The organism is Nostoc sp. T09 (genome assembly GCF_002154695.1).
Taxonomy (GTDB): domain Bacteria; phylum Cyanobacteriota; class Cyanobacteriia; order Cyanobacteriales; family Nostocaceae; genus Aulosira.
The window spans coordinates 1-11,740 of sequence record NZ_MTAV01000099.1; the positions used below are offsets into that span (position 1 = coordinate 1).

11 protein-coding genes and 1 pseudogene are annotated in these 11,740 nt (G+C 39.9%); 5 read left to right on the forward strand and 7 right to left on the reverse strand.

The window, feature by feature from the left end; all coding sequences use genetic code 11:
- Positions 1-237 precede the first annotated feature (237 nt).
- From BV372_RS20050 to BV372_RS20065, 4 genes are all read right to left on the reverse strand, one after another.
- The gene (locus BV372_RS20050; RefSeq protein WP_086688255.1) at positions 238-717 is read right to left on the reverse strand and encodes a hypothetical protein; all 480 of its coding nucleotides are present in this window, start codon (positions 715-717) and stop codon (positions 238-240) included.
- Positions 718-913: 196 nt separating this feature from the next.
- Positions 914-1,678, reverse strand: a complete 765-nt coding sequence (locus BV372_RS20055) for an energy-coupling factor ABC transporter ATP-binding protein (RefSeq protein WP_086688256.1) — start codon at positions 1,676-1,678, stop codon at positions 914-916.
- A 127-nt stretch (positions 1,679-1,805) separates the two neighbouring features.
- Positions 1,806-2,462: an energy-coupling factor transporter transmembrane protein EcfT gene (locus tag BV372_RS20060; protein ID WP_086688257.1), complete on the reverse strand. Its 657-nt coding sequence runs from the start codon at positions 2,460-2,462 to the stop codon at positions 1,806-1,808.
- Positions 2,455-3,378 carry an energy-coupling factor ABC transporter permease gene (locus BV372_RS20065; protein WP_086688258.1) on the reverse strand — a complete coding sequence of 308 codons (924 nt, stop codon included), beginning with the start codon at positions 3,376-3,378 and terminating at the stop codon, positions 2,455-2,457. The genes BV372_RS20060 and BV372_RS20065 overlap by 8 nt, the downstream gene beginning before the upstream one ends.
- A gap of 830 nt (positions 3,379-4,208) precedes the next feature.
- Between BV372_RS20065 and BV372_RS20070 the strand changes: the two genes are divergently transcribed.
- The 5 genes from BV372_RS20070 to BV372_RS20090 all read left to right on the forward strand — a co-directional run bounded on the left by BV372_RS20070 (position 4,209) and on the right by BV372_RS20090 (position 8,788).
- Positions 4,209-5,204, forward strand: a complete 996-nt coding sequence (locus BV372_RS20070; RefSeq protein ID WP_086688259.1) for a multicopper oxidase domain-containing protein — start codon at positions 4,209-4,211, stop codon at positions 5,202-5,204.
- An 80-nt stretch (positions 5,205-5,284) separates the two neighbouring features.
- On the forward strand, positions 5,285-5,908 hold the full coding sequence (locus BV372_RS20075; RefSeq protein WP_256973339.1) for a hypothetical protein: 624 nt from the start codon (positions 5,285-5,287) through the stop codon (positions 5,906-5,908).
- 161 nt (positions 5,909-6,069) lie between these two features.
- Entirely contained in the window at positions 6,070-7,110 is a 1,041-nt protein-coding gene (locus BV372_RS20080; protein ID WP_086688260.1) for a helix-hairpin-helix domain-containing protein, read from the forward strand.
- A gap of 174 nt (positions 7,111-7,284) precedes the next feature.
- Positions 7,285-7,719 (forward strand): bacterioferritin, encoded by a 435-nt coding sequence (locus BV372_RS20085; RefSeq protein ID WP_086688261.1) that lies wholly within the window; start codon positions 7,285-7,287, stop codon positions 7,717-7,719.
- A gap of 100 nt (positions 7,720-7,819) precedes the next feature.
- Entirely contained in the window at positions 7,820-8,788 is a 969-nt protein-coding gene (locus BV372_RS20090; protein WP_086688262.1) for an FTR1 family protein, read from the forward strand.
- Between the two features lie 234 nt (positions 8,789-9,022).
- On the opposite strand, the gene BV372_RS20095 is transcribed toward BV372_RS20090, so the two are convergent.
- The 3 genes and pseudogenes from BV372_RS20095 to BV372_RS20105 all read right to left on the reverse strand — a co-directional run.
- On the reverse strand, positions 9,023-9,922 hold the full coding sequence (locus BV372_RS20095) for an ABC transporter substrate-binding protein (RefSeq protein WP_086688263.1): 900 nt from the start codon (positions 9,920-9,922) through the stop codon (positions 9,023-9,025).
- A gap of 528 nt (positions 9,923-10,450) precedes the next feature.
- Positions 10,451-11,131, reverse strand: coding sequence for a molybdenum cofactor guanylyltransferase (locus BV372_RS20100; protein ID WP_086688264.1), 681 nt, complete (start codon positions 11,129-11,131; stop codon positions 10,451-10,453).
- A 97-nt stretch (positions 11,132-11,228) separates the two neighbouring features.
- Positions 11,229-11,681 (reverse strand): annotated as a pseudogene (locus BV372_RS20105) (thioredoxin domain-containing protein); the annotation flags it as partial.
- Positions 11,682-11,740 lie beyond the last annotated feature (59 nt).

The window sequence follows — 11,740 nt, forward strand, 5'->3', positions numbered from 1 at the left end:
TACCGATTCTCAATTAATCGTAGCGATCGCCTTTTTGATACCCAGTTAAGCAAATTCATCCATAGTCAGCTTTTTGCGCTTTCCTATCCGTCGAACTCACGTTAATGCAGAGCAATTTTTCAACTCGTAAATTAATCTATTAGCTGCAAATCGGATATTTTCAACAAATTTGATTAAATATAGCCATATTTATCTTATGAGTTAATCCTATTGCTTTAAAAGTGCAGTAGCTTCCATTTACTCAGGTTGACTACAGTACTTATTCAGCTCACCCACTAACTTATCGGAATCTTTGCCTGCGGTTTTACCGACTGCTGTCAGTGCTGTGTCAATTTCTGTTCTAGCCTTTTGCAGTTTTTCCTGTCCAGATTCCGAGGCTTCGGCTGTCTTAGCTGAGCTTAGCGCCTTACCGGCTTTGGCGATCGCTTGGCTAAGATTTTTGAACACCTTGGCAAAACGACTTTGGTATTGTTTTAACTTAGGATCTTGTAAGTTCAGGTCTTCTATGGATTTGGTAACAGCTTCTAAATCCTTAGAAAGTTGCAAGCTTGTGATCACCTGCTGCCCTTTATTTTTATCAATTAGAGAATTTCCTTCATTCACTGCCTGAATTAGTCGCTGACACTGAGAGGCTTTATTTTCATTGCAACCAGTCATCAGCAAGGCGATACTCAGGCTAACAGGAACAATAACGTTATATTTACGCAAAACAAACATGAACACCCACCAGCAGTAAAATCCCAACCATAGTATCCAATAATTCAGTAATTTTGTGATGAATTAACGTAATTGGATACATCAATCAAATTACTGCTTCTATCTTGTAGATATTAGGTGTGAGCAGAGTTAATTATTCATGTTTTGAAGTTTTGCCAAGAAGCGGGATACTCCATCCCGCTTTATGATCGCTGGCTTACCAATCTACTGGCAAACCCAACTTATCTAAAGTATTCCCATCTTGTAAAAGTGGCTGAATGTCCTTATCTATGGGAATGCGACCATTAGCTAGCACTAATGCACGTTGAGTAACTTTACCTAACCAATTTAGGTCATGGGAGGCAATTAATATTACTTTCACTGGCAAATTTAATAGCACTTGTGCTAAGTGCCGCCTCCATGCAGGATCGAGACCGTTAGTAGGTTCATCTAAAATCAAAATCTCAGGCTCTAGGGCTAAAATTGCCGCGAGAGCAACCAAGCGTCTTTGTCCTCCAGAGAGTTGATGAGCAGAACGATTGGCGTAGGCTTCTAGTCCAAAATCAGCTAACAACTGGTGTGCCCGATCGTTTGCTAATGCTGGTGATACACCATAATTGCGAGGTCCAAAGGTAACGTCTTCTAGAATAGTCGGCATAAATAACTGGTCGTTAGCATCTTGGAAGCTAAAGCCAATTTGACGACGAACTTGGGATAGAGTTTTATGTTCTACAGGAATGCCATTAATCCATATTTGACCGCTATGTGGTTGTTTTAAGCCAATGAGATTTTCTAGCAAGGTGCTTTTGCCAGAACCAGTTGCTCCCATCAGTGCGACGCGATCGCCTGCTTTCAATTTAAAAGAAATGTCACGTAAAATTGGTTCTTGGTTGGCATAGGTATATACCAGATTTTGCACCTCAACCACAGTAGCGTGGGGATGACGGATTGAAGATTGGGGATTAGAAGTTAAAGATTTCAAGATTCACAACTCAAAATTCACAACTGCGCTCCTACTAAGTGTTACGCAAATAAATTTGCATAGAATCGTCCTTTGTCATTAGTCATTAGTCATTTGTCTTTTGTCAACACAAATAACTAATGGCTAATTAGCTGAACTGGTAGGAGCTAATGGTTAAACAAGCAGCGATCGCACAAGCTGCTAACAGCGCAAAACGCTCTTTTGGTCTTAATGTCGAGTCTATGGGTAACTGCCCGTTGTAACCACGAGCTACCATCGCGGTGTAAACGCGCTCTGCCCGATCGAGACTACGGAGATACAAGGCTCCAATCATGGCAGCACTGGCGTAGCGCAGCCAGCCAGCAGAACCATTTAAACCTCTTAATTGGGCACTACGCTGCATTCTTGTCACTTCTGACTGCAAAATTTCTAGGTATTGTCCGGCTAACAGCAAATTTTCTTTTAACGGTAATGGTAGGGGTAAGCTTTTGAGAGCGATGCCAAAGCTATGAGGGGGTAAGCTTAACAAAAAACTATTCATGGCGATCAGACAGATCAGAGAACGAACTAGCAAAAAACTAGCGCGCTCCCATCCCAAGGGCAAAGCCAGCAAAGATAAAAACAGCAACTCAGTACCAATTAATTTCCCCAGTTGAGGAATCTTGACACGCAACAGCCAAACCCACAAAAGTGCGATCGCTCCGTATGCACCCAAGTTGTACCAAGCATGATGCTTTAATAAAGCTGCCCCAATGACGATCACTAAGGAAAGTTGTAAGCGTAGCGGTAGGGAAATTTTATGCATTCTTCGGTTTCACTACCTTGGCAATCCCAAAGGCGACAGCAAAGCAAACCGCAGCTCCTACTAGCCCAGCGATACTGGTGCCAATTGTTCCCAAACCCTGAATACTGTAATCAGCTAAGGGGGTCGGGACAATAACCCGAACTTTATCAGCTAAGTCGATGAAGCCTAAGTTTTCGGCAACTTTTTCTAAGCCATCAGGCCAAGCTGAGGCAAAAAGTGATAGTACACCAGCCACTAGAAAAATGCTGACAACGGGTACTAACCAACCGCGAAATTGCTGTTGCTCCCCTGGTAATAAATCTGGTCTTTCCCTGGCGAGGTAAACTAACACGCTCCCAGTAATTAACCCTTCACCAATGCCAATGAGAATATGGGTACCAGTCATTGCTGGTAAAACTATGGCTACTGGTGCTGTTCCCGAAAGAGCTAACTCAATAGCACAAGCTATTGCTGCTACAACTACACTCACACCAGCGGCAATTCCAGCCGCTAGGGGTAAACGTCCTCTCGCTCCACCAAATAGCCGTTGCAATGTTTGAGTTAACCCCCAGCCAACCCAAACACCAATAACTGCCATGTTTAAAATATTTGCTCCTAAAGCTGTGATCCCACCATCGGCAAACAGCACAGCTTGGATAATTAATACCGTAGCGATGCACAATGTCCCTGCCCAAGGACTACCTAAAACCACTGCTGCTAGGGTTCCTCCCAACAAGTGACCACTAGTGCCCCCTGCCACCGGAAAATTAATCATCTGAGCAGCAAAAATAAAGGCTGTAGTTAAGCCCAATACTGGAGCGCGACGAATCCCAAAAGCATCTTGCGATCGCCCAAATGCAACAAAGAGTGCTGCCGCACTCGCTAGACCTGTAGCCCCTGCCACTGATCCAGAAACAAATCCATCAGGAATATGCATGATGTGCCCCGTGTGTCATGTTTTTATTCACACAAATTACTCAATGTAACTGCGGCATTAAATTAATAAAAAGCAGAAATTTAACCCTTTTTGCAATGCCCTATTGGTGGATTTTATAGTGATACTTCCGGCAGATTGACAATAAAATATACGTTCAATAATATACTTATTTTTTAATAATTAAATTTTTGTTAATTTTATTTTTAGATTAAGTACTAAGTTTGGTCAATCCACGCTGTTACTGGATGCTATGAACGCTATTTCAGCTTTTTTGGAGTTGACAAATATTTATATTTATCTATGTTTAGCAGTATATTCATTTGATATTTATCTATTTGGGACGCAGGTCAGCAAAAATAAATATCTCACTATAGCCAACATTCTGATGTTATGAGGAAAAATAGTGATTCCAATAATGCCCAATTACCTGTTTGGAGTTTCTTACTACATGGACTATTTAGTAAGTGATTAATATTACAATTTAAACTTTACAAAAAATTTTTCCTGATTGAAAAATACTAAATATTATTTGTTGATTTACTAATGCAATTAAAATATTAATGAGAACTTAGCGACAACGATTAAAAAACAATTAAACCTATTAGTAAAATATCTTACTTCCAAGTAAGTAAAAATAATTAGGCAAGACAATAAGATATAGAAAATTTTGGAGCGTTTTTCTAGGTTTTAGCAGCGAATTAACTTGATTGACGCCCTAAATTCAAAATTAGAGAATTATTGACAGTAATTCCTAATTCCTTTACTATACACAAGAGTAATTGCAAATAATTTGCAACTTTTCATTGTAGCGCTAACCGTTATTTAATGTCATGCCCAACAACTTAGCTTTGGGAAAAGAAACACTTTGGAGTCGTCGTCAACTGCTGAAGCTGGGTCTATGTGGCACTGGTGTGACGGGAGTGGCAGCGCTTTGGCACATGGCGAATGCCAAAAGTAAGTCAATCGTCAAAGTGCCAGCCCTCGAAATTGCAGCACCTGAAGGCGTGGCTCAACCCATGAAGATGCTAAGAAATTTCGATTATGGGACGCTGAAGCAAGAAAATGGACGCACTATCCGAGAATTTCGGTTAACTGCGGGTACTTCTGTAATTCAGCTCAATAGTGCTGTCTCTTACAACATCTGGGATTTAAACGGTCATATACCAGGGCCGACACTCAGGGTAAAACAGGGCGAACGAGTGCGGATACTATTTCTCAATAATGCAGGACATTCCCACTCTTTACATTTTCATGGAATTCATTCATCAGATATGGATGGTATTCGCCCAGTCAGTAACGGTACTGCCACAATTTATGAATTTGATGCTGAACCTTACGGAGTTCACTTGTATCACTGCCATATTGAACCCGTTACCCGTCACATTGCCAAAGGGCTATACGGGATGTTTATCATCGATCCGCCAACTCCCCGTCCGCCAGCTGATGAGATCGTACTAGTGATGGCTGGGTATGACGTAAATGACGATAGCCACAATGAATATTACGCTTTCAATGGACTGCCTCACCACTACATGGACAATCCCATCCGGATTTACAAAGATCAGTTAATTCGGCTGTATGTCCTTAACATCATTGAATACGATCCAGCAGTGACATTTCACCTTCATGCCAATTTCTTTAATGTCTATCGCACAGGGATGACTCTGACTCCTAGCGAGAAAACTGATGTAATCACGATGGGGGTAGCAGAAAGACACATCTTGGAATTTGCTTTTCGCTATCCAGGTAAGTATATGTTTCATCCCCATCAAGATGCGATCGCAGAGAACGGTTGCATGGGTGTATTTGAAGTTATGAATTCATGAATTATGGATAATTTGTGATCAGATGTAGGGATATTATCTCAACTAGAATTTTGAATTGTTGATTGCTTGGTAGTGTGCTTATGGCGGTAGATTCGCAGGGTAATTCAGTTTCTAGTCCTTTTCCTAGACAACTAGATATCGCAAAGGTGGCTGTTTATGGATTAAGCATTTTGTTGGCAGGAATGTTTCTATTTCTGCCCTTGATCAATCTATTGCATCCTAGTCCTTGGCAGCGATGGCTAGGAACAATACATGGCTTTGGGGCGTTACTTGCCACAGTAGTGACTCTATATACCGGGCATTTAGCCTTTCCCTTAATGCGGGGAGTCGGTCAAATTTTGCCTCAGATGCGTACCTTAACATTTTGGTCAAGTGCGATCGCCTTTTTGGGGATTGCCACTGGCAACATAGCATATATGCGCTACCGTGCAGGTGCAGAAGTTGGTGGTGCTAGAGCTTGGCTAAAAGAAAATTCGCTTTTAGCAGATTATATTTTCATGGAATACCACAAATTTATTGTACTTTTTACTTTGCCATTAGGAGTAGCTTGTACCTGGATTTTGTGGAAGTATGGTGACTCAATTTTAGAAAAACAAAATCATCCTCTGCTCACTGCTACTTGTGTGGCTTTAATGACATCTCACCTGGAAAGAAAAATTAATTTGTCTAATATTTTGATATGTAACGGATCGCCAAAGTTGTAAAAACCATGAAATTCCCATCAAATTTTTATGAGTTATTTGATATAAAATCTCATTTGTGATAAATGAAAATAGTAACTACTAAAAAATTCTATCAATTTAACCTGCTAGTAATAGTTGGAATTCTTTGAAATTATCTGTTTGCAGAATCTCTAGGAGCAAAAATGATCAAATTACGCTATATCTGCTTGGCTGTTACTGCTTGTGCCATAGTTTCTCTCAGTTCTTGTAGTAATGGTACACCTACTGCTAATACTTCACCTGCACCTTCTACTGCTAGCTCTCCTGCTCAAGTTACTGAAGCAGCAAGCCACAATAGCCACGGTAGCAAAGCCAAAATTAATATTAATACTGCGATTTTGTCGGAGTTGGATAAGTTTGAAGCCAAGCTAGGTGTGCCAGCATTATCAAATAAAATTCAAGCTAGCCGTCCCTACGCTACTCCAGAGGATTTAGTAAGCAAAAAAGTAATTACCCAAGAGCAATTTGACCAAATCAAAGACTCGGTTACGGTTCAGGAAGTAGTGCTCACAGGCGAGGCAAAAGATGTCGATTACATGACTAAGTTAGGCTTAATGAAAGGGCATCTTTTCGTAGCTCAAGAACTTTTGGATAAAAATCAACCAAAACAGGCTGAACCTCATATTGGACATCCTGTTGAAGAGATTTATGTTGATGTAGAAGATCAACTGAATGAGCGTAAGGTCAAAGAATTTAAAACCACTTTGGTAAGTTTGCAAGATTTAGTTAAATCCAATCCCAAGAATGCCAAAGTCAAAACTGATTTTACCTCTTCAGTGCAAGCAGTTGATGGAGCGATCGCGGCTTTACCAGAATCTCAACGCTCGAAACCGGGATTTGTGCTCCAGGTAATTAACGGATTGTTAGATGCCGCAAATTCAGAATATGGAGCGGCGATCGCTAATGGTAAAATAGCTGCTGCCATTGAATATCAAGACTCTCGTGGCTTTGTAATCTATGCGAATGATTTGTATAAAAGCATTTCTAGTCAAGTAGCCCAAACAAGCCCCGATGCAAACAAAGCAATTGAAGCTAGTTTTGCTGACTTGGTAAAAGTTTGGCCCTCCGCCATTCCACCTGCTCAGCCAGTTAAAACCCCTGATGATGTCACCAAGCTAGTGAAAACCATTGAACAAAACTCTCAACAAGTAATTGACAAAGCCAGCACCCAAGCACAGCAATAGCAATTTTGCTGGATAAGAGATGTAGAGAGAGGAGTTTAAAATGATTAAATAGTGAGGAAATAGTTAGGAGCTAAGAGTGAAGACCATCTCAACTTTTAACACTTCAAAAGAGTATCACTCCTAACTTATTACTCATGACTCTACATTCGTAACGTTTGCTGAACTTAACAACTGATGCAAGAACTTGACCACAAAAAGACCATTGACTTACTAAACGCCATCATGGAATTTGAATTAGCTGGAGTAGTGCGCTATACACATTATTCCCTGATGGTAACTGGTCCTAACCGTATTCCAATTGTGGCTTTTTTTAAAGCGCAGGCTAGCGAATCTCTACTCCATGCTCAACAAGTGGGAGAAATTCTTACCGGTTTAGATGGACATCCTTCGCTAAAAATTGCTCAAATGGAAGAAACTTACCAGCATTCAGTCAAGGATATCTTGGCAGAAAGTTTATCTCATGAAAAGAAGGCGCTAGATTTGTATAAAACTCTCCTAGAAACTGTCACCAATGCCAGCATTTATCTAGAAGAGTTCGCTCGTGGCATGATTGGTCAAGAAGAGATGCATAATCTTGAACTGAAAAAAATGTTACGCGATTTTAGTTAATAGTTAAGGTTAAGAGTCAATGGTCAAGAGTCAAAATATTGACTTTAGACTGTTGACTCTTGACTGTTGACTTTGGACTGTTGACTTTGGACGATTAAAAATGAATTTTAGTACTGCCTTACCTACTTTTGTAATTACACTCCGAGAAGGAGTAGAAGCAGCCCTTGTTGTTGGAATTGTGCTGGCGTTACTGAAAAAAGGCAAACAATCTCGACTTAACTCATGGGTATATGCTGGTGTTGGGGTTGGTATTGTTGTCAGTGCGCTAATAGGTGTACTTTTTAGCTGGGTAATTCAAGCATTAGGTGCAATTAATCCTCAATACACCTCTGTAGTTGAGCCAATGCTGGAAGGTATATTCAGCGTATTGGCAATTATCATGCTTAGCTGGATGTTGATCTGGATGACTAAACAAGCCAGATTCATGAAAGCTACAGTTGAGGGAGCTGTAACGGAAGCCTTAACACAAAACTCAAATGCAGGGTGGGGCATTTTTACCTTAATTTTAGTTGCAGTTGTTCGCGAAGGCTTTGAAACTGTTCTATTTATTGCTGCTAATTTTCAACAAGGATTCATGCCCGCTTTGGGTGCTATTGCTGGTTTAATGACAGCAGTTGCCATTGGAGTACTGTTATTTAAATGGGGAGTCAAAATTAATATTCGTCAATTTTTCCAAGTAATGGGCGTTTTATTAGTTTTGATAGTTGCAGGTTTGGTAGTTTCTGCGTTAAAACATTTTGACGAATCTGTGGCTAATCTCGCCCTCAGTAGTCGTGCTACAGAAAGCTATTGTTTCTATTACGAGCGCTTTACTAAAGTTCACTCTTGTATTTTGGGCCCAATGGTTTGGAATACTTCCAAAATTTTACCCGATGAACAGTTCCCTGGTATTATTCTCAAAACGTTATTTGGGTATAGAGAAAATCTCTACCTTGTACAAGCAGTGGGTTACTTAACATTTTTGCTTACCGTCGGAGGTACTTATTTGCGCAGTATAACTGGTAATTCTCCTCAAAATGCAAAGACTATCAGATCTGCACAAAAACCCATTGCTCCAGTAAAAGACTAGAAATATAAGATAAGCAATTCACAATAAAAAATTAGAATGGTGTGTTATGCCGCAGGCTAACGCACCAATACTAATTAAAGGTGCGTCACACTAAAGCGATAACACAACGCCAATTGCTACAACGGAAGGCAAACCTACCAAGAGAACTAATTGAGCGCAACGCACTGGCTGCCCTACAATTTAATTAACATAATTGGAAATATTCTTGCCCACTAAATCGAAAGCTAAATTTCGTTATTGCGTAGATAAAGCTTGCGTTAATTGCTGACAAGTTTTTTTAATTGCATCTATACTACCTGGATTTACAAGTCCGTAGTAATCAAAAGTATAGACACGATTATTTTTAGTCGCTTGAAGTTTCTGCCAAAAACTTTCTTTTTTCAGAGAATCTAAAAGTTGTGGATCGGCATTATTGACCACTATTAAAACATCTGGATTTGCTGACAAAACTTTCTCTGCGGAAAGCGTCACATACCCCCCGATGGGACTTTTTCCTTGTAATTCTGCTACAAGGTTTTTTACTTGGAACTTCGTCAGTAAATCCCCAGCCCAACTATTTTTATTTGGTGCCAAAATCGGTTGGCGGCTAACTAGTACTAAAGTGGAAGGACTATGAGTCGGTTTATTTGCCAAGAAACTTTTGTAGCTGTTTAATAAAGGCTGAGGATCGGCATTAATTAACTCAGCAAGTTTTTGAGTCAATTTCTCTAGCGATTCCCAACTATTAACTTGCGTGAGCAAAGTCGGAATCCCTAACCCTTGCAATTTTTGAATTGGTTGGTTAGAAAAGCCTTCTGCACCAATAACTAAATCTGGTTGCAGAGAAATAATTTTTTCTAAATTAGGTGAACTTTGTCCCTCACTCACACGAGCAATATTAGTGAACCTTGAGTCATCTTTAAATAGTTTGCTACCAGTAATACCTACTAGCTTTGTTTTATCGAGTTGATAAATAATATCAGCAGAAAGAGAAGAGAGAGCCACAACTCTTTTAGCAGATTGTTTTGGTGATTCTTGAGAGCTAATGTTAGTTGGTAGTTTTGTTAATGGCTGCTGAATGGTTGCAGTGTTACAAGCAGCTAAAAACATACTCAATAAAAGTGCTAATGCAGATAATATCCAACGATGATACATTATAAATCCTTAGTGATTATCTATGAAATAAATAGCAAACTCAGCATTACATTAATCAAATTTAGCAAATTATAGATAGTCTAATTTTAGTGAATTGGTATTAGACTCTTAAAAAGTATCTGATAAAATCTCTTGTAAATTATTATACAAAATTATATAAAGAAAAAGCGAGTACGACACAAGTCAAAATCTTTCTGGAAGACATGACTGCGTTACTCGCTAGTATCTATACAAGGTTTATTGAGAAATCCTATTTTTAATATAGTTTATTAGTTCCATAGATTATTGCCATCCAAAAACAAATATTTTAAGGTTTTCAAGAGTTTTTAGTAAATTTTTTTACTTCATTAATAATTTACAAACTTTTTAATCTTTAACTTTGATGCTGAGGATAATTGACATTTTTAATACAGAAAATCTAGCCTTTTATAGGTAAACACATTTTGCCAAGCTTAAGGAAAGATTAAATGTAAAAAAATTAACTTCCTTTCAGCCCTGACTATTTCTCTAACTTCTGCGTGAAGTTTATTAATTACAAGCCAAATCTTCTGGTGTATTACAGTTAAACAGCATTTCTGGTTCTAGCACTGGTAGAACTTGCACAGGATGTTGTTTTAACCACTGTTGAAACGATCGCCCGCCTTGATTGATAAAATCTAAAAGTTCTGGTAAGCAGCGACGGTGATAAAAACCACATAGAGGTTCCCATCCTTTAGCATGATGAGCCAAAGCTGCGATCGCATCATCCCCCACGCTATCAAGTCTAGTTATCCATTCTTGCAACGCCTCAACTCTTAACTTGGGTAAATCGCAAGCCAGCAACAGTACCCAATCTGTTTGCACCAGCGCCATTCCTTGAGCAAACCCCACCAGTGGCCCGTGCGGGGACGTAGGGGAGCTAGGAGATGAGGGGGACAAGGGAGTGTGGGAGAGTGTGGGAGAGGGTGGGGAGAAATGGGGGTAGGGAGACAAGGAGGACGGAGAAGATAAAGGTACTTCTTGAATAAAATGGCAACCAGGTAGAAGCAAGTGTTGATAACGTTCAGGCCAGGGAGTAACCACATAAACGGTGTCAGCACAAGCTTTAGCAATGCTACAAACACGCTGTAGCAAAGGTATTCCATGAATTGGAATCAGGGCTTTATCCTTACCCATGCGAGAACTTTGACCACCTGCTAGAACGATGGCTGTTAATTTTTTACTTGTCATTGGTGATTTGTCAAAAGGCAATAGGCAATACAAGATTTATTAGGTACTTCTCCCTTATCCCATTTCTCCCCACACTCCCTTGTCCCCCTCATCTTCCTTATCCCCTACTCTGGCTTTGCTGTACTTGCTGCCACAAATGCTCTATATTTTCTGCTGGTGCAAGGCATTTCAAACCTTGGCATACTAAGCCGATGCTGTATTCTGGTAAATTTGATACAGCTGAAAATACGACAGTAGGCAAATACTTGGGGATAAGAGAGTGGATTTGTTCAGGATTGCTGCGAATCAGGGTTGAGTTTCGATACCAATCTAACGCTGTAAATAAACTTGGACAAGCTTGAGGAGCGCGACCCATGACACTTTTAAAAGCTTTTAAACCTTGTTCGGCTAAATCTAGATAATGCAGATTATCGCTGAGTAAAGTAAGACGGACAAGATTAGCGATCGCAATGCCATTGGCTGATGGTGTAGCATTATCTGCATAACTGCGTTCGCGGACAATTAAATCTTGACTAGCATCAAATGAGGCGTTGTAGTAGCCACCCAATTCTCATTGGTGTCAACTTAAGCAAAAAGTAAGCAAAAGATGTAATCTAAGAACATTAATAA